The sequence below is a fragment of the Paenibacillus hebaui genome (genome assembly GCF_051934385.1).
Lineage (GTDB): Bacteria > Bacillota > Bacilli > Paenibacillales > Paenibacillaceae > Paenibacillus.
On record NZ_CP196836.1, the window covers coordinates 368,879 to 387,404 of the forward strand.

The 18,526-nt window shown below is 46.1% G+C and carries 16 protein-coding genes; 10 read left to right on the forward strand and 6 right to left on the reverse strand.

The annotated features are described in order from the left end of the window. Positions 1 to 412: 412 nt before the first annotated feature. On the forward strand, positions 413 to 1,189 hold the full coding sequence (locus ACR32F_RS01695; protein ID WP_440115548.1) for a Crp/Fnr family transcriptional regulator: 777 nt from the start codon (positions 413 to 415) through the stop codon (positions 1,187 to 1,189). A 161-nt stretch (positions 1,190 to 1,350) separates the two neighbouring features. Here ACR32F_RS01695 and ACR32F_RS01700 read toward each other — a convergent pair whose 3' ends face one another. Next, positions 1,351 to 1,902, reverse strand: a complete 552-nt coding sequence (locus tag ACR32F_RS01700) for a GNAT family N-acetyltransferase (protein WP_440115550.1) — start codon at positions 1,900 to 1,902, stop codon at positions 1,351 to 1,353. 86 nt (positions 1,903 to 1,988) lie between these two features. Beyond that, a complete protein-coding gene (locus ACR32F_RS01705; protein ID WP_440115552.1) occupies positions 1,989 to 2,144 on the reverse strand; it encodes a hypothetical protein in 156 nt (51 codons plus the stop codon). A 434-nt stretch (positions 2,145 to 2,578) separates the two neighbouring features. Here ACR32F_RS01705 and ACR32F_RS01710 point away from each other — a divergent pair, with 434 nt between their 5' ends. Next, positions 2,579 to 4,087, forward strand: coding sequence for a DUF6359 domain-containing protein (locus tag ACR32F_RS01710; protein WP_440119644.1), 1,509 nt, complete (start codon positions 2,579 to 2,581; stop codon positions 4,085 to 4,087). Positions 4,088 to 4,962: 875 nt separating this feature from the next. Here ACR32F_RS01710 and ACR32F_RS01715 read toward each other — a convergent pair. Beyond that, the gene (locus tag ACR32F_RS01715) at positions 4,963 to 5,427 is read right to left on the reverse strand and encodes a hypothetical protein (RefSeq protein WP_440115554.1); all 465 of its coding nucleotides are present in this window, start codon (positions 5,425 to 5,427) and stop codon (positions 4,963 to 4,965) included. A gap of 243 nt (positions 5,428 to 5,670) precedes the next feature. Here ACR32F_RS01715 and ACR32F_RS01720 point away from each other — a divergent pair, with 243 nt between their 5' ends. The 5 genes from ACR32F_RS01720 to ACR32F_RS01740 all read left to right on the forward strand — a co-directional run bounded on the left by ACR32F_RS01720 (position 5,671) and on the right by ACR32F_RS01740 (position 12,088). Beyond that, a complete protein-coding gene (locus tag ACR32F_RS01720) occupies positions 5,671 to 6,048 on the forward strand; it encodes a hypothetical protein (protein WP_440115555.1) in 378 nt (125 codons plus the stop codon). A gap of 907 nt (positions 6,049 to 6,955) precedes the next feature. Continuing rightward, a complete protein-coding gene (gene ltrA / locus ACR32F_RS01725; protein ID WP_440115557.1) occupies positions 6,956 to 7,954 on the forward strand; it encodes a group II intron reverse transcriptase/maturase in 999 nt (332 codons plus the stop codon). Beyond that, complete coding sequence (locus tag ACR32F_RS01730; protein WP_440119645.1) at positions 7,924 to 8,382, forward strand: group II intron maturase-specific domain-containing protein; 459 nt, start codon at positions 7,924 to 7,926, stop codon at positions 8,380 to 8,382. Before ltrA ends, ACR32F_RS01730 begins: the two co-directional genes overlap by 31 nt. A gap of 311 nt (positions 8,383 to 8,693) precedes the next feature. Next, a complete protein-coding gene (locus tag ACR32F_RS01735; RefSeq protein ID WP_440115559.1) occupies positions 8,694 to 9,800 on the forward strand; it encodes a Leu/Phe/Val dehydrogenase in 1,107 nt (368 codons plus the stop codon). Positions 9,801 to 10,021: 221 nt separating this feature from the next. Next, positions 10,022 to 12,088 (forward strand): methyl-accepting chemotaxis protein, encoded by a 2,067-nt coding sequence (locus tag ACR32F_RS01740; RefSeq protein ID WP_440115561.1) that lies wholly within the window; start codon positions 10,022 to 10,024, stop codon positions 12,086 to 12,088. Between the two features lie 128 nt (positions 12,089 to 12,216). Here the strand turns inward: ACR32F_RS01740 and ACR32F_RS01745 are convergent, their stop codons facing one another. After that, complete coding sequence (locus ACR32F_RS01745) at positions 12,217 to 13,080, reverse strand: LysR family transcriptional regulator (RefSeq protein ID WP_440115563.1); 864 nt, start codon at positions 13,078 to 13,080, stop codon at positions 12,217 to 12,219. 220 nt (positions 13,081 to 13,300) lie between these two features. Between ACR32F_RS01745 and ACR32F_RS01750 the strand changes: the two genes are divergently transcribed. Continuing rightward, complete coding sequence (locus ACR32F_RS01750; protein WP_440115564.1) at positions 13,301 to 14,344, forward strand: oxidoreductase; 1,044 nt, start codon at positions 13,301 to 13,303, stop codon at positions 14,342 to 14,344. A gap of 149 nt (positions 14,345 to 14,493) precedes the next feature. Here ACR32F_RS01750 and ACR32F_RS01755 read toward each other — a convergent pair whose 3' ends face one another. Beyond that, positions 14,494 to 15,777 carry an MFS transporter gene (locus ACR32F_RS01755; protein ID WP_440115566.1) on the reverse strand — a complete coding sequence of 428 codons (1,284 nt, stop codon included), beginning with the start codon at positions 15,775 to 15,777 and terminating at the stop codon, positions 14,494 to 14,496. A 66-nt stretch (positions 15,778 to 15,843) separates the two neighbouring features. Beyond that, on the reverse strand, positions 15,844 to 17,085 hold the full coding sequence (locus tag ACR32F_RS01760) for an ATP-grasp domain-containing protein (protein ID WP_440115568.1): 1,242 nt from the start codon (positions 17,083 to 17,085) through the stop codon (positions 15,844 to 15,846). Between the two features lie 208 nt (positions 17,086 to 17,293). On the opposite strand from ACR32F_RS01760, the gene ACR32F_RS01765 reads away from it, so the two are divergent. Together ACR32F_RS01765 and ACR32F_RS01770 are read left to right on the forward strand one after the other, a co-directional pair. Beyond that, positions 17,294 to 17,857, forward strand: a complete 564-nt coding sequence (locus tag ACR32F_RS01765; RefSeq protein ID WP_440115569.1) for a hypothetical protein — start codon at positions 17,294 to 17,296, stop codon at positions 17,855 to 17,857. Continuing rightward, entirely contained in the window at positions 17,854 to 18,264 is a 411-nt protein-coding gene (locus ACR32F_RS01770; protein ID WP_440115570.1) for a DUF2000 family protein, read from the forward strand. Before ACR32F_RS01765 ends, ACR32F_RS01770 begins: the two co-directional genes overlap by 4 nt. Positions 18,265 to 18,526: the final 262 nt, after the last annotated feature.

The window sequence follows — 18,526 nt, forward strand, 5'->3', positions numbered from 1 at the left end:
CAATATCATTAACCTTTGGACAGGATCATCTTAAAGTGCGTGTTCAAAAAGAGCGGTGCTGATAATGCCACTAGGCATCTTTCGTAATCAAAAGCGGACTTCTTGAACAACCTCTTAAAATAAGGATATTACGATGTTAGTACTATTGTAGACTCTTTCTTTCGCATTGTAATTCAGGGAAAACCCCTATTTCCGTACTCTAATCTACTGATCCTGTATTATAGTGGACCCTGAGGCCAAGTACGGCAAGGTATTTATCGATGCTGGAGGTGTGCAGCGATCCGTGGAGTGTGACTTTTTTCACAGCAAATTCAGGGAGTTTCCCGGCAAGGTTCAGGTAATCCCCCGATAACCCCCAAGCAACTTTCGCGGTATGATATATACATAAGGAACACCGAGGGGGACGATGGTTATGAGTACAGTATTTACAGAAAGAGCAACCCAGAGGGAAGTACAGGAACAGACGGAGGCGGGCAAGATGACACGGGAAACAGGTGGGATCCTTTCGTTCGTAACAGCTGAACAATGGGGGTTAATCGAGACCAAGATGCAGCCCAAACGTGTGAAGTCGGGGTACAGTCTCTTTCTGGAAGGCGATGAAGCTGGATATCTGTACTACATTCGCTCTGGAAGAGTGAAGCTAACCAAGTCGACTGAGGACGGGAAAGAAATTATTTTATCGATTCAGCAAACCGGGGATCTGATTGGAGAGTTTGGCGGCATCGGCGGATTGACTCATAGCTACAGTGCAGAGATGGGTGGCAAAGGGGAACTGGCGATTATCTCGCTTAGCGACTTGGAGAGTGTACTCAGCAAGCACGGTGATCTTGCATTGAAGTTCCTACAGTGGATGGCACTCTCGCAGCGTATTACCCAGTCGCGTTTCCGTGATCTTTTGCTCTATGGCAAGGCTGGTGCGCTGGCATCGACACTGATTCGCGCCAGCAACTCGAATGGCAGAGTTACGCCAGAGGGCATCGTGCTGGATATGAAGCTGAATCATACCGAGCTGTCGGAGATGATTGGTGCAACGCGGGAGAGTGTGACACGCATGTTGGGGGCCTGGAAAGAGCAGGGGACGCTGGACACCATGGACGGGAAATTGATGATTCGTGATCTTGCAGCCCTGCGCTTTATGTGTGGATGTCCCACATTCCCGAGCTGTCCGGTAGAGCTGTGTCGGCTGTAATAAGAGCAGGTTATGAATAGCTGCATCATCTTCATTGGGCGATTGGGGTCGTTACGGAGAACGAAAAAGCTGGCGTCCGAAAATTTCGGCGTCAGCTTTTTGTTGCATTCTTTTTGTATACATTGCGTTGTATCTTACAATCATTCACGGTGCTCACATACTCAGTCTAAACGTTCAACGTTCGCAATCACATATTCCTTCGCAAGCATCGAATATAGATAAGAATCGTGAAACTTTCCTTTGTAATACCAGTGTTCGCGCAGCAGGCCTTCACGTTGCATGCCGATCTTCTGCATAACCTTCTCTGAAGCCTTGTTGTTCGGGCGACATTTCGCATAAATACGATGTACGCCTAGTGTATTGAAGCCAAAGCCAAGCATCGCTCGCGCTGCTTCGGCAGCATAACCTTTACCCTGATAAGCGGGATGGAGAACATAGCCAATCTCTGCGTTCGTTTGCTCCATAACATGTAGGCCTACACCACCAATAAGCGTACCCTCATTCTTCAGGCATATCGCCAGTTCGAATCCCTCTCGTGGCTGTATTTGCTGTGTATTCAGCACAGATTCCACATAAGTCTGCGTATCTTCTTCCGTGTTCGGTCCCCATGCCGTATGCTGCGTAACCTCTGTCATGGATGTGTAGATATGTATACTTTCCCAGTCTGTCTCCAGAATATCCCGGATGATAAGTCGTTCGGTTTCCAGTTGCATGGCGATCCCCTCCTAATCCATAAAAAATAGCCCAAGATCCGATTCCTGTAAAGAATCTTTCATTGAGCTATTTCACATATAGGATGTTACTGTGGTTGTTTACATTGAACTGCGGGATACGTATAAGCCAGCTTGCGGATAATTTCCTTTTGCCATTTGATATCACCCAGGTTGGTTGCCAGGTTCAGAAGATCCAAATAATCGTCGAGCTGCAGGTCAGCCTTTTGCAGAGTTGTATTCATTCGATGTTCGTTCCCCTTTATCTATAAAATCGTAAAATCATAGGAAGTTGACAGTTATATCGAGACAAGGTCAATAATGATAATCATTATCATAGATATATATTCATTATGCAATGAACGATGGTAAAATGCAATGCCAAGCAGCAAAAGAATTCAACTTTTTTTCGAAAATAGGCTCATCCCAGCAGTTAAGGAATGTACATACTAAGGTATGCGGAAGGATAAAGGAACCAGCCATTCAGCAGGAAATGGTGGGCCGATGATGTTATTTCCAAAAAAATTTTCAAACATTTTACAAAAAGAAAGAGGAATTCAGCATATGAACGATTAAATTAGAGGAGGATGATCCATTATCAGGTAATTATGAGGAGGAGAAGGCACGTATGAAGAAAGCGATATGGCAGCATTGGATCGGGGCATTCCTGGTCTTCATCATGATGGCAACGGCATTGCTGGGGCCGGGTTCGCAAAGTTCGGTACAAGCTGCAGCACCACTTACGGTATCTCAGGCCATCGCCGCCCAGAGTGGTGGAGGAACGGCAACGGTAGAAGGGTATATTGTTGGACATGCTACCGGTTCGCTTACAGCCAAGTTTACATCTCCTTATGCCAATGATTTCAACTTCCTGATTGCAGATTCAGCGACAGAGAAGACCAATGCGAAGCTGCTTGATGTGCAGATTCCTGCATCGTATCGTTCGCAGGTTGGACTGGCCTCCAATCCCAATCTCGTAGGACAGAAGATCATCGTAACCGGCACGCTTGGTGCGTACAACAGCTATGCAGGAGTTAAAAACCCAACCTCAATCACACTCTCCTCTGGAACAACCAATCCTGAACCCAATCCAGGAACAACATTACCGGATGGGACTGGCAAGAAAGTATTATTCGACAATACCCATGCCCAGACTGCAGGTGCAGCCGATTGGATTATTGATGGGGCATTTTCGGATTTTGCCAATGGTTTGCGAAACGCAGGCTTTGCCGTGGATCAGCTGGAACGCAGCATCCCGTATACATTCGGTGAGCAAGCAATCACCTATAATAAATTGAAAGACTATAACGTCTTCGTGATTGGAGAAGCGAACGTGCCTTTCAAAGCAACAGAGCAGGCTGCGCTGCTGCAATATGTACAGAATGGCGGCAGTGTCTTCTTCATCTCCGACCACTATAACGCAGATCGAAACAAAAATCGGTGGGATTCTTCCGAAGTGTTCAACGGATATCGCCGTGGTGCATTCTTGAATCCGGCCAAAGGCATGTCATCGGCCGAAGCAAATTCACCTGCTATGCAGAGTGTGATTAGCTCGGACTGGCTGGCCACAAACTTTGGTGTTCGTTTCCGCTACAATGCCCTCGGCGATGTGAACGCATCGGATATTGTTGCCCCCACGCAGTCATTTGGCATTACCACAGGCGTGAACTCGGTAGCGATGCATGCCGGCTCTACGCTGGCTATTATCGATCCGAATAAGGCCAAAGGTCTGGTGTACGTGCCAAGCGGTGTATCCAAATGGGGCAACGCTGTTGACCAAGGCGTATACAATGGCGGGGGTCGGGCCGAAGGAGCCTATGCTGCTATTGCCAAGGTAGGTGCAGGAAAGGCTGCATTTATCGGCGACTCTTCACCAGTGGAAGACGCCACTCCGAAATATTTGCGTGAGGAGACTGGCGCTACCAAGAAGACCTACGATGGATTCAAAGAAGTGGACGATGCCACCTTCCTTGTGAATACCGTGAAATGGCTCGCGGTAAAAGAGAGCTATACCAGTCTGGCCCAAGTGCCAGGACTGACACTGGACACACCAACGAGTCTGCTAACTATAGAAGCTCCGGCTGCATCCACCGAGCCGCAAACAGAACCTTGGGCTGTACCAGCGGCAGGATACAAATGGTATGATCCTACAACGTTCAAGTCAGGTTCATACGGAAAAGCTCAATAACGGATAACATGCGATAGGGACCTGACTGCTGAGATAGCGGGCAGGTTTCTTTTCTTTTTTATCTCCACTTCATGTGAATGGCGAGAATTACCCTTACAGTCCTGCTACTGCATAAATGCCTGCTCACGAGGGGAAGGTATGGGTACTAATGATGTAGCGTGAAGTCCAACCAACCAGAGGAGGAGGCAAATGATGAACCGGCAAGCAGACTCTGACAGTTCCTTGATGAGGCAGAGGCTCAAGGCAGACCTCCATCGTGTGGCGGATCGAATGAATCTGACGTTATCCCGTTTTGACCATGACAGTTGAAACTATTTTACTTTGGTCTACCCATCCAATAGAGCGAAGAGCCTTTTTTGCGGAAATCAAATTATCTCAGGATAAGACCTGTTGTGAGATACACTTCTATTAAGAACCACCTTAGAATCGTTATGGTATAATACCCCTGTTAATTAAAGTTATTTAAATTAAAATAATGGAAATTATTAAAAATAATAAGATGTTCTTAATGGAGGGTTATATCATAAGAAATTTAGATGGAGATTTGCTATTGATAGAAATAGAACAGCTAATTATGAGTCAACGAGAACATATAGGTGGCGTTAACCTCAATCTTTTATCTGTGACAGTAATCTTTAATTAGATTCTTCTATTCAATATTTTAGAAGATTTACTGATGTTAAATAATATGCATAAAGGAGAATAAATAATAAAATTGAGGGATATCTAAAAACGAGGAATATTTCATCCTGGTCGCACTATCTAGGTGAGCACGCATCATGAACTTGCAAGAGAATAAATGATTTACTTTAGAGAGAAAATAACAGAAGGGACTGATCTTAGCAGTCCCTTCTGTTATTTTCCTGCTTCACGAATCAACTTTCAATAGCTATGCACCAACTCTCATTAAGAACGACATCAAAATCAGGGAGAGTAAGAGTGGAGCGCGACAAATTCTTTCTTGTAATAACTTCATCTTCATTATCATAGCCGAACCAGAGATGCCAGATTTCCAAGTTTATTTCTTTATTGAGTGAAGTTACATAATTATACAACTCCTTCGTTAGATTGATATCAGAAACATCGAATTTATAAATATGATTGAGATCAGTATATCTGCTCATTATTTTTAAAGCATATGAAGCACCTTCTATGTGAAAACAATTAGAGGCTGCTGGATCGCCATAAAGAACTTTTGCATTTTCATTCATTTCTTTCCAAGGAATCAGGCCATCCGGAACATTCATACGAATCATATCACCGACAGTTAAAACCTCTTGCCCACTAAGTTTAATCTCGGGGATCGGACGATCTGCTGCTATATAGAATTCGAAACTCATCTTGAACTTCATCCTTCCTTCATTAGTTCTATTCTCATATTATTGCAATTAAAGAGAAAATATTCAATACGACATTAATAATATGTAGGGGATTACATTATATTTACAAATCAAAAATAATGTTATAAAAGGGACATCAATGCAACTTTTACAGATCTAGAAACAAATCAAATTTACACTATTGAACAAGATAAATTACAAGCATCATTTGCGATTCCGATTGGGATCGTAATTGGCGAAAGTTTGTTAGCATGGTTGCTTGGAATTGGTGCTGTATTGATTGTAGCAAACGAAACTTGGGCTACAGTTATTGAAATAAGAGAGACTTTGAGACAAAAAAGTCACGAATACTATCAGGCAAATATAATGGGTGGGCAACTTTACGTAGGACCTGCTATCGATTTAACTTCAGCTGCTGCTAGACTGGTAAACCCAATGCTTGCAGCTCCTGCGAAAAATGTTTGGTCCACAACTAGGACGGGGGCTGAACGAGTGGCAAGGACAGCAGGCGGTGGAGTAACACCAGCAGGTCCAGAATTAAATGTGGATAAAATCCCAGGATTCTATTATTATGCACATTATCATACATGGAACAGAGTAGGCGGGCATTCATTCTTCTAAGTTAATGATACTCAAATTACGATTATATCCTTTTAAAGCCTTTCGTATACCGAAAGGCTTTTTTTAGTGCGCCTCACAGTCGCACCATCTAGGTGGTTCAAATCCACCCGGGAACTTTACCCTTTAAAGTGCTGTAGCCGGATGGGCAGGGTGTCTTCCGTGAGGAAGAATCTGAAGGGCCTGCAGGCAAAGTCCAGCCCGGAATGCAGTGAACCAGAGGTGGCGGCGATGCTGGGTGACCCGCCTAGAAAACGGGAAAACTTATACATAGATGTATATCCTACAGGAAACCAAACAAAGGGAAATGACCAGTAGGACTCATCGACGTGATTAGGGTCAGGATGGATGGAATAGAAGGTGCAGATAACTGAGGGAAGTCTCGTAGTCTCCTTGGTGCAAACGCAGATAAGGTAGGGGAGGTATAACCGAAAGGGAAAGCCAAGCCGAAGGATTGCGAGATAGCGGGTCGTTCCGTAGTAACGAGTAAATTCGGGCCGATGAAAGCTGGTAACAGACTGGAGGAGAACACCCGGATGAGTATGCGCTCAGGATTTTTTTTAGAGGCAAGCAGCCGGAAAAAAAAGTGGTGTCGCATACCCTGCTCTTACTCCAAAAGAGGAGAGACAGAGGCCAAGGGAACGTGCTTCGTCAAAGCCTGTGAGTGTTCGTGAGTGGAGATCGTAAACGCCGTAACCAGTGAGAGTTTGACCGAGAGGGTGCGTCCCGCCGAGAGCGAAAGAACGCTTGGGGATAAGGCAAACTGGCGGCCTGAGTACATCCAAGGCAGCAGGAGCGATTGAATTTTTTTTCTAACACGCAGTTGCCGGGATGGAACAAGCAAGGAATCGATTTCTGTAGCGGAAACAAGACCAGCTTGGTGAGTAGCGGTAAAGGTGGTGAAACACCAATGAAACCGAAAAGACGTTACTATTCCTTAATCGATAAGGTTTACCAAATGAACAATCTGCACGAAGCGTGGCTATCGGTGAAGAAGAATCAGGGAAGCGGCGGAATCGATGGAGTGAGTATCAGGATGTACGAGAAGAATGTGAGCACGAACCTAAAGGAACTTCAGAGGTTATTGCAGCAGGGTCGTTACGTTCCCGATCCGGTGAGGCGGCATTACATCGAGAAGGAAAATGGGAAGTTAAGGCCGCTAGGCATTCCCACGATCCGGGATCGGGTATGTCAGCAAGCCGTACGTCAAATCATTGAGCCTATCTTTGAAGAGGATTTTTACTATTATAGCTTTGGCTTTCGGGCAGGATACTCGGCGCATCAAGCTATACACACGATCCGGCGGGCCAAACGTAACGGATATGAACATGTAGTGGACCTGGATATCGTATCGTTCTTCGACGAAATTCCCCACGAGGGACTCATAGAGAAGGTACGGGAAAGAATCACCGACGGAAAAGTGCTGACGCTCATTCGCGGATGGCTGACGGCGGGAGTCATGGAAGATGATCAGTTCCATGAAACGGAAATCGGGTCTCCACAGGGCGGAGTGATCTCGCCGCTCTTAGCAAATATTTATCTGAATACGTTTGACTGGGGAATGAAGGAGTGGGGATTTGCCGTAGTCAGATATGCGGACGATGCAGTGATCCTATGCAAGACAACGGAGCAGGCAAAAGCGGCGTATCAGGCAGCAAAGAAGATCTTGGAAGAAGACCTGCGACTGCGGATGCACCCGGAGAAAACAAAAGTGGTGGACTTCGAAGAGGGATTTCGTTTTCTGGGATTCAACTTCTGGAGGAATTATGTGACCTTGCCGGACACGAAAGTGAAGAAATATAAGGATAAAATCCGAAACGCGACTCGTAGACAACAAGGAAACAACCTGAGCGAAATGCTCAAGACACTAACGAAATCATCCGAGGGTTTGGAAATTATTTCGGTATAGGGAATGTGAAGAAGAAGTTTGGGCGTCTGGATGAATGGACGCGAATGAGGGTGCGAGCCTTTATGCGCCAAAAGAAATCTAATTTCATGGTGGGCAGAAAGACAGAGAAGAAACGAAAGAAGCGAAGTATAGGAAACGTGCAGGAAACCATGAGAAGAATGCAGCATGAACCGCTTGAGGTACAGGCAAAGAAGATGAACCAAATGTTGCAAGGACATTATGCCTATTATGGAATGGTAGGCAACATGAGGTGTCTGAGCAAAGTCTACGCTACAGCCGTTACCTATTGGAGGAAAGTACTCAGCAGACGAAGCCGAAAGAGCTACGTAACCTGGGAAGAATACCAGCGATTGCGTTCATTGTTTCCACTAATGCGACCGAAAATCTTCATCCCGTATCAACGGTTGAAGACATACGCAATGCTGTAAAACCAGTTCTGAAGAGCCCGGTGCGGGAAATCCGCACGCCGGGTTCTGTGGGGGTTCGGGTCACCAGTTGGGTGGCCCCTCTACCCGGAGTCCGAGGGAGTAATCCCTCGTCTTACCCTACTTGATATATGAAAATTTTTCAAATCAAAAATTCGACACCCCGCCCCGGCCAAAAGAGAGGCATCGATCGATGCTTCGCTGACATTGTGATGTGATTTTGCACAAAATTGGTATTCATAGGTACAATAGAGAATGGAAAATGGACAGATGAATGCGAACCGATCGCAAAAATGGCTAGAGGAGACGGTTAAATGAGTTGGTTTGAAGCGATGGAACATCATGATTATGAGGAACTGGTACTGTGCCAGGATAAAGCCTCCGGGTTAAAGGCAATTATAGCTATTCACGATACAACACTCGGCCCTGCGCTGGGAGGTACCCGGATGTGGACGTACGCTTCAGAAAAAGCGGCCATTGAAGACGCGTTGCGCCTTGCCCGGGGAATGACATATAAACATGCGGTATCTGGACTGAATCTCGGCGGGGGCAAATCGGTCATGATCGGCGATCCACGCCGGGACAAAAATGAAGCGATGTTCCGGGCCTTCGGCCGCTATATTCAGGGACTGAACGGACGTTATGTAACGGCAGAAGATGTAGGCACAACAGAAGAAGATATGAACCTGATCTATCAGGAAACCGATTATGTGACAGGCATCTCGCCGAGCTATGGTTCATCCGGTAACCCATCGCCCGCAACCGCTTGGGGTGTATATCGTGGCATGAAGGCAGCAGCAAAGGAAGCATTCGGAACCGATTTGCTGGAAGGCAAGACAGTAGCTGTACAGGGTGTGGGTAACGTGGCGATGCATCTATGCAAATATTTGTACGAGGAAGGTGCGCGTCTGATCGTCACGGATATTCACAAGGATTCTGTCAAGCAGGCCGTGGACCAATTTGGTGCAAAGTCAGTAGACCCTGCGGATATTACTGGAGTAGATTGTGATATATATGCCCCGTGTGCCTTGGGCGGTACAATCAATGACGATACGCTGAAACAGATCAAAGCCAAGGTTGTAGCAGGTTGTGCGAACAATCAACTACTGGAAACTCGACATGGTGACAAGTTGCATGAGATGGGTATTGTATACGCACCAGACTATGTCATCAATGCAGGTGGTGTAATTAACATTGCGGATGAGCTGAACGGCTATAACGCGGATCGTGCGTGGAGCAAGGTTGGGGAGATCTATAACACGCTGGAGAAAATCTTCGAAACGTCCCGGACTGAAGGCATCGCAACTTATGTGGCGGCGGACCGTTTGGCTGAGCGCCGAATCGAACTCATGAAGAATACACGAAGCACATTCCTTCAGAACGGCCATCACGCGCTGAGTTCCCGAAGATTACGCGGATAGCCAAGGCCCAAGGCCATAATACCACTTGAATACTGTCTGCTACGTGTCGGCAATCCATCTTAAGTTATGGGTCCTGTCAATACGAGCAGGCATTTTTGTGTGCGCTCAGAAAAAAACAGTGGCAATATCTCCCTGTTTGATCAAATTCGTCACGAATTTTTCCGATAATGTATAGGTGTATATCATCAAGATGGTTCATAAAAGTGGGGAGAAGTGGAGAAATGGGGAAAAAACAAGGGGTAGGTCATAAGATCAGAAATGTGTCGCTTAAAATCAAGCTGTCGATCATGATCAGTGTATTGGTTGTTTTGGTTCTGCTTGGTGCAACGACCACAAGTTATATGGTTTCATCTGATGTTGTGGTCAGAAAAAGCAAGGATGAGATTAATGTGATGGCGGACCGCCTTGGGGAAGGGCTTTGGACAGCGATGCAGCTTCAGCAACAAATGAGTCATGCCATATCCGTACATAGTACTTTTAAAGAACTCTTGAAATTGCGTGATACCAACGAAATGACAGACGAGACCTTTTTCACAGATGAGAATCCGTATTTCAATAGAGCGAATACGATTCTTACCGACAGTATATCTGAAACGGTAGGCTCCAAGCCGGACCTGTTCGTGTTTGATAAGGAAGGAACCATGGTGGCGGGAACCATGCCGGAAGTGATCGGGCAGTCACGGGGAGATCGGGAATATTTTAAGGAGTCCATACAGGGGAAATCCTTCATCAGTGATGCCGTCGTCTCTAAGACTAGCAAGAAGCTAATTATTGCATTCTCGGAGCCCATCATCGATGCAGAGGGGAATATTCTGGGTGTGTTCGCCATGTCGGTGGACAGCAACTTTTTCCTGGGGCAACTCGGAGACATTAAAATCAATGGTCAAGGCAGAGTTGAAGTGCTGAGCCGGAGCGGCATCATTATGTATGATTCTCTGGACCCTTCTGTTGTGGGTCAAACGCTTGCAGAGGATAAGGAAGCCATGGAACTTATTGAGGCCAAGGCAACGGACAAAGTGAAGATCACCTCGATGGATCGAGATGACATCTACTATCGTATCAATCAGATTCCTGGCGCAGATCTCTCGGTGGTGATTATGGACGATTATGACGATATCAAACGTCCATTAGAGGATATACAGCGGCAGGTGCTGATTGTGACCTTGATCGGAATTGCTCTGGCTATTGGTGTGGGATTGCTGATTTCTCGTAGTATTACAAGACCCATCATTCGTCTGATCGGACTGTTCCAGCAGCTTGCTCAAGGGAATCTGACCGTTAAGGCTAATGGCAGATATAACAGTGAATTCAAGGATCTGGCTGAGGGCTTCAATGGCATGGTGGAGCAGAACAGAAGCCTGATTACCAACATGAATCAATCCATCCATGTACTTCAGGCCAGCACCCAGGAACTGGAGGACACGTCCAGACAGACGGCAAGATCCATTGATGAGACATCGGCGACGTCCATGGGGATTGCAAAGGCAATGGAGGCCCAATCCGAAGATACGGAGCAGATTGCAGGCAAGTTCAACAGCTTTGGCGATAAAGTGACTGCCATGAACAGCAGCGCACAGGACGTGAAGGCAAGGGCAGATGAGATTGAAAGTGTATTCCATAATGGGAATGAAGTCGTGAATGAATTGATGCGTATTAATGAGATGAATGAACGGGAAGTGGAGAAAATCTCTGAGATTACGGTCAAACTTCAAACGAGTTCGGGCAGTATTAGTCAGATTACGGAAGCCATTAGCCAGATTGCCAAGCAGACCAACCTGCTTGCATTGAACGCTTCCATCGAAGCATCACGGGCTGGAGAGCATGGCAGAGGATTCGCGGTTGTGGCAGAAGAGATTCGTAATCTGGCAGAACAGAGTTCACGCCAGTCCAAGGAAATCTCCAGCATCATCGAGCAGAATCTGGCTGATGTAGCGGAGAACAATCAGAGTGTTGCCGAGATCCATACCATCTCGTCCAGACAGGATGAGCTTGTCATTCAGACCCGACAGGCATTCGATGTGATTCTGGAGAAGGTAACGGTCATTAATCAACAGATCGCTACGATGGCAGGACAGATGCAGGAGATGTTGCAGAATAAGGACGACGTACTGGAGTCAGCGCATAGTTTGTCGGCTTCAGGTGAGCAGGTATCCGCATCGGTTGAAGAAGTGACCGCTACCATGATGGAGCAATCTGCTACGGTGCAGCAACTGGCGAACATGGTGGAAACCATTGAACAATTGACGCAAAAGCTGGCCGAATCGGCTGCGAGATTCAAGGTGGAGTAAGAAGTAATATTTAGTATGTAGAGGCAATCAAACCAAAGAGCACTCTTTATGAGTGCTTTTTTGGTTTCTTCCTATGTTCTAAGTTCAATTCTAACGAAAGTATAATGTGGCGCAGCTACATGTTGAATTCAAAATGTAATGCATTTCTGATTCAACAGCTTTACAAATTGGTCCAGTGCGCTGCTTACATAACGACCCTCACCACGGACAAAGGTTGTCGTGGTATGTGTGAATTGCTCGGCCAGATCATGCACGGAAAACGCATCCGGCTTCTTGTGAATAACGTTGCACGGCATAATGGTAAAAGCAATCCCCGATTCAACACAGCTAAGCAGGTTTTCCATCGTACTGACTTCAATCATATTGCGAGCGGATAGACCCTCTTCCTGTAAAAATTGCTCCGTAATCTCACGATATGGACAACCTTGTGGAAAAACAACCCATGATACCTGACACAGACTTTCAGGTGGTACGTCCATCCGTTTCGAGATGATATGTACCGTGTCCTGCATTTCATATTCCACCTTCAGTCCTTCCTTCACACAGGCACCACTGATAAAGGCACCATCAATCTCATAGTCCTGTATTTTCTTGCGCAGTACTTTGGGTGAAGTGGCATTAACAAGTGAGATGGATACCTCAGGATAGCTCACCTGGTATTCATTGAGCATTTCCATGAAACGGCTGGAAGCCGCCGTCTCCACGATCCCGATTTTTAGCATGCCTGAAGGCTCCCCCGGATCGGTCATATCCTGGTGCAGATCGTTTAACAGGTCACGAATGCGTGTCGCATACTGGACAAACTGCTCTCCTTTGGAGGTCAGTACAACGCCCTTGGGAAAACGGTTGAACAGTTGCACCTGATATTCCTGTTCCAGCTTTTTGATGCGTGTGGTGACATTGGATTGTGCATAGTTCAGTTCTTTGGCGGCCTGCGAGATTTTGCCTGACCGTGCTACCGCGAGAATAATATCGATATCCGAAAGTTCCATGGATCTGGCCTCCTGATTGCTTTTATCTATATAAGTTCAACTAATGCATATTACACTGGCACTCCGAGGACAGTACAACATTGCGATCGCTGTTATCCTCAGATTTCCTTGTCAGGTATCTCTCAGAGAGATACATCTATATATTTCAATCATTTTACGATATATATGAGCCGGCTTACAATATCCTTATTACGAAGAGAGAAGGAGCTGTATGCATAACATGTCTACATTACTAAACCCGGTGACGATTAACGAATGGCATTTGAGAAACAGATTGGTGATGGCACCTCTTACTCGAGGATTTGCCAATGATCATGATGGCACAGTGACCGCAGAGGTCGTGGCTTATTACGAACAGCGTGCCCGGGATGGCGTGGGACTGATCATTACTGAGGGTATTATCCCGGAGTTGGCAGGCAAAGGAACCTATGGCATCCCCGGATTATACACGGCAGAACAGACTGCTTCGTGGAAAAGAGTGACGGAGGCAGTCCACACACATGGGGGAACCATTATTGCACAACTGTGGCATGTCGGCAGATTGTCCCATTCCGATCTGATTGGTACCGCTCCGCTGGCCCCTTCCAGCCTTCGGGCAGAGGGAAGAGTCCACAAATTGCATAAGCCATATCAGATACCTCAAGCGATGAGTGTACAGGATATCCAGGATACCATTGAACAATTTCAAATAGCTGCCCGTAATGCGGTATTGGCCGGATTCGATGGAATTGAGCTGCATGCGGCACATGGTTATCTGATTGATCAATTTATTAATGAGAAGACGAATCATAGAACGGACGAGTATGGAGGCGACACTACAGGCAGGTTGCGGTTCCTTCGGGACATCATCATTGCAGTAAAAAAAGAAATCAGTGTGGATCGCATATCCGTTCGATTTTCCGAGAAAAAAGACGATGACCCATCCTATGTCTGGGCAGACAAGGCTGGCATGATCGACGCATACCTGAACCTGTTCCGTGAGACAGGCATAAGCATTCTGCACCCTTCGATAGATCGATACACCAGAACGTGGGAGGGAGAACAAACTTTTCACCAGAGGATTCGGAGTCAATGGGACGGAATCATCATTGGTGTGGGTGATCTGGATGTTCAGACCGCGGAGCTGGCTGTGACGAATGGGATCATTGATCTGACTGCGTTCGGTAGACCGTTTATCGCCAATCCCGATCTGGTGCAAAAATTGCATGCGGGGCAGCAGCTGGTTGAGTATGATGCGAATGCACATCTGTCTGTTTTGGTGTGAACATAAAGAAACAGGGCAGAAGCCGATCCTCTGGATCGCTCTGCCCTTTGTTTACGTATGGAAAGGAATGTATACAAAGTCGTGTATTTTCGTACGACCAGCTATGGGTCTTCCATGTTGCAGCACCTGGAGGACGGCTGGCCCAATGTTCAGACACTTTTTGAGCGATCCAGCGGCTCCATTTCGCTTTTCCTGGTTGAGCTTTTTTCAATATACCAGAGAATAATCATGCACAACGCATAGACCAGACTGAAGGCCAGAATAATGATCCATACGCTCTCCATGTCCATGCTTTTGATGAAAATGCCTGTCAAATATGGACTAAGTGTATAACCCAGACAACCTACGAATAACAGCAAGCCGTTAAAGCGTCCCTGATGTGTATCGGGTACACGCGAAGCGATATACAGGTTGATATTGGTCTGCACCAGAATCTCTCCAATGGTCCACAACACCGTGGATAAGGCGACGATGGAAAAATGGGGAAAGTAACCCAGCAGGTTCAAGGAACCAAATCCGATTCCATAGAAGAGCGCGCCCACAGCTATGGAGTTTAGGGCAGTTAATTTGCGTGTAGCGGACAGGATCAAGGTGGTGAGAATGATGACGCTGATGGCATTAATGGTCATGACAGAGCCGTAATATGCTGCCCCGTTTTCCCCAAACGAGTGATTCATCTGGAGCGGGAGGCTAAATGAGTATTGCATATAGATAAAATAGTTAAGAAATGATACCACGATGAAGAAGGCAACGAGCGGATTTTTCAGCAGCAGTCTGAATAATGGAGAAGGCGGTTGGCTCGATAGTTGTTGTTCTTGTTGTTCAGAATGTTGGCTGCCTGTTGACGCCAATTCCTTGCGTGTGCCGACCTTGACCTGGTTGATGATAATAAAGGTAGATATCAGAAACACGGTGCCGATACTTATAAAGACGATGTTGACGTAATCCTTGATGAAAAAACCGGCGATCAGTGGTCCGATGGCTATCCCCAGATTGGCCCCCAGATACATGAGGGAGAAGGCGGATTTTCGCTCTTTTTCCTCCGTGCACAGTTGAATAATCAGTGCATTATAAGCAGGCCGGGTAATACTGATGAAGAACATGACTGCAATCAGAAGATAACCAATCGTGATTGTGCCTGACCAAAAGGAACAGCATATAATCATGACGGCAGACAACGATTGCCCGATGACAATAATTGTTTTTTTACCCATAAGATCGCTTAAATAGCCGCCAAGCAGTACACCGGGTCCACTGATCAGGGCTGCCATGGACACAAAGATCCCTGCACTGACTACATTCATTCCCATCTGCAACGTAAGCACCAAGGTAATCAGGGAGAAGACAAAATCCCCCGTGCTGTTAATCGTTCTGGCCAAACAGAGATAATAGATATCGCGGCTCAGACCCGCGTAGGTTTTGAATAACGTCAATAATTCCAGCCCTCCCCAAGATAACCTTCACTCCAGACCAAAAACGGTAAGGATCATCCGTACATCTTATACGGTTTCAGCAACCGTCACTTCAATCTTGAAGCGGTCGTACATATCCAGCAGGGTTTGACGCAATTCCTCGAACGAATCACCCTCCACGATAGCATACCCTGATCGGGTCATCGTATCGTTTACGTCCCCGGCGCGCTGCCCCACTTGATAGGATACATTGAACTCAACGATGCCAGGGATATCCGCATAATCCTCTATCCCGGATATGTGTTGAATTACCCCTGCGCGTGAAGGGAAGCAGATCATGCCTGTGAATTTATGGCTCGTCTCTTGTTGGTTAAACTCATATATTCCAACTTCCAGATCAGTGACAGCTTCGAAGAAATCAACGCCATGGGTGTTCTTGATACAAGGAGGCATAACATGCGATCCCCCGATTCTTGCCCCGATTTCTCCAAATACCACTTCTCCTTCCGGAGTTAGAAATAGCTCGGCATGTGTTACGGATTGGTTGATACCCAAGGCAGCAATGACCTGTTCATTGAGTTCTTTGATGTGATCGATAAAATCAGCTTCCGTGCCTTCAGGGAACGTAATACTAGCTGGCGGCTTCTGCTTCGTTGCAATATCCAGACAGTTATACAGGTATTGGGAAACGGATGAAAAAACAACCTTGCCCTTGGACACAATGGAATCACAATGAAACTCCGTACCGTGGATGAACTCCTCCAGCAAATCCCTTTGCTGTGCTTGTCTTGTATGGTGAAGATAATGTACCAGTTCATCCATGCTGGACAATTTGAACGTATTGATACTTCCATATCCGCTGAGTGGCTTCACAATAATGGGGAAACCGTGTGCAGCAGTGAAACGAATATAGTCCTGTTCATGTAGTGCGATGGCAATTTCGGATGTCCGAATTCCGCGTTGATGCAGCATTTGTTTCATGATCCATTTGTTGCGGACAGCCTCAGCCTGATTGCGCTGCATACCGGGGATGCCGAATTCGGATCGGAGCTGACCGCCGATCTCAATGGCATTCTCCCCCGGAGTTAACAAAGCTTCTATGGAATGGGATTCTCGGATTTGAATCATATGCTCCCGGATGGCATCCACGGATTCCAGATGGTCGACATATCTAATTTCATCAAAGAAGTCCTGGAGCAGCTCATCATGATGGAGATTGTGCCGTTCAATGATCAGAATTTTCTTATGATTTGCGAATTTCTGCAAAGGTTTAATGAAGTTTAATCCAGTTGGAAGCCTAAAATCAGATATGTATACAATCGTTTTCATAAGTCCTCCCTCAATTTAAAGGCAAAAATAGAAAATAATTCATTTCATAACATTATAGCTCATAATCTTCCAATTTCAATATACTTTTTAGCGGGAAATATGAACGGAAATACATATTTGTGTTACGTTAAAGTGTTAATTGACAATAGGAATTTTTTGGTATACGATCTTTAGCGGATTAGAAATAAAAAGGAGGAAATAGAAATAAATGGAGATAACCAAAGGGAAATATGCCATACTGGGAACACTTGGAGACGATGAAGGATTCCTGACTTGCAGCATGCATATCGCGAAGAAGCTGGGCAACTCTGAACGAATCAAGCCATACCCCGAATTTGAAGCGGCTGCGGAAGACTTGAAGTCAGGGGAAATTTCCTGCCTGCTGGTTCCTGGGGCGTATCCCAAGCTCAACAGCTTCATCATGGATTCTGATTTAGTCGTGGCTGAGAGCTTTGTAGAGAAGATTCCTGCCCTGGTGCTATCCGGCTTCCATGCGGTATGTCCCGATCAGATCGACATTATCTATCATCATCCGGCGACTACATACTTGTTATCTGAACTTGATACAACCTATAGAGAGAGCAGCACCGTATCATCCAACCCCGAAGCTTGCAGGAAGGTCATGTACAACAAGGAGAAGTCCATAGCGCTCACGAATCAGCTCTGTGCTGATCATTACGGGCTCGTGACCTATAAAGTATTACGCGAGGGAATCAACATGCCATGGATATGTTTTACCAAAAATACACAGAGGGTGAATGCAGTCATATGAAAAGAATAGCTATTATACTGGACAAAAATCTGGAGCCGGGAGCCGCAGCCAATGTGGCTGCCCTATTGATGGGACAAGCAGCCCTCAACGAGCCGGGGTTATATTCTGATCAACCTGTACTGGATCATAGCGGAGTTCAGCATGCAGGTATCCAGTACAGTACGGTCATTCTGAAAGCCGGGGAGAATCAACTGATCAACCTGGTCAAATCCTGCTCAGATGACAGCGGGGGACTGAGCCATATTGTTTTTTCACAGACGGGCCAATCACTCAACAATGCCTTCGAACAATATGCAGATCAGATTTCTTCGATGGAATTGGAAGCCACCAAAGTGGTAGGGGTCATTGTGTGGGGCGAGGATGAAATGGTTCGGGCAATAACCAAGAAGTTCAGTGTCATGAAATAAGTCAAAAGGGCAGAAGCTGATCCTAGAGATCACTCTGCCCTTCTTTACATATGAAAGGATAGTTATAGAGGTTGTTCAAAAAGTCCGCTTTTGATTACGAAGGATGCCTGACGGCATCTCAGCATCGAATATGGAATTCAGCCGAAATAAGCGGGAGGCTTACGAAGTATGTTTCTTTTGAAACATTGTGGTTGCTCACGTAGTTTGCCTACGCTCCGCTACTCCATTTCTAACTTCATCCCATCTTCTCGGTACTGAAAAC

Excerpts from the sequence above, each read along its gene's own strand:
- ACR32F_RS01695 (WP_440115548.1), top strand. The coding sequence starts at position 413 with ATGAGTACAGTATTTACAGAAAGAGCAACCCAGAGGGAAGTACAGGAA.
- ACR32F_RS01700 (WP_440115550.1), bottom strand. The coding sequence starts at position 1,902 with ATGCAACTGGAAACCGAACGACTTATCATCCGGGATATTCTGGAGACA.
- ACR32F_RS01705 (WP_440115552.1), bottom strand. The coding sequence starts at position 2,144 with ATGAATACAACTCTGCAAAAGGCTGACCTGCAGCTCGACGATTATTTG.
- ACR32F_RS01710 (WP_440119644.1), top strand. The coding sequence starts at position 2,579 with ATGATGGCAACGGCATTGCTGGGGCCGGGTTCGCAAAGTTCGGTACAA.
- ACR32F_RS01715 (WP_440115554.1), bottom strand. The coding sequence starts at position 5,427 with ATGAGTTTCGAATTCTATATAGCAGCAGATCGTCCGATCCCCGAGATT.
- ltrA (WP_440115557.1), top strand. The coding sequence starts at position 6,956 with ATGAAACCGAAAAGACGTTACTATTCCTTAATCGATAAGGTTTACCAA.
- ACR32F_RS01735 (WP_440115559.1), top strand. The coding sequence starts at position 8,694 with ATGAGTTGGTTTGAAGCGATGGAACATCATGATTATGAGGAACTGGTA.
- ACR32F_RS01740 (WP_440115561.1), top strand. The coding sequence starts at position 10,022 with ATGGGGAAAAAACAAGGGGTAGGTCATAAGATCAGAAATGTGTCGCTT.
- ACR32F_RS01745 (WP_440115563.1), bottom strand. The coding sequence starts at position 13,080 with ATGGAACTTTCGGATATCGATATTATTCTCGCGGTAGCACGGTCAGGC.
- ACR32F_RS01750 (WP_440115564.1), top strand. The coding sequence starts at position 13,301 with ATGTCTACATTACTAAACCCGGTGACGATTAACGAATGGCATTTGAGA.
- ACR32F_RS01760 (WP_440115568.1), bottom strand. The coding sequence starts at position 17,085 with ATGAAAACGATTGTATACATATCTGATTTTAGGCTTCCAACTGGATTA.
- ACR32F_RS01765 (WP_440115569.1), top strand. The coding sequence starts at position 17,294 with ATGGAGATAACCAAAGGGAAATATGCCATACTGGGAACACTTGGAGAC.
- ACR32F_RS01770 (WP_440115570.1), top strand. The coding sequence starts at position 17,854 with ATGAAAAGAATAGCTATTATACTGGACAAAAATCTGGAGCCGGGAGCC.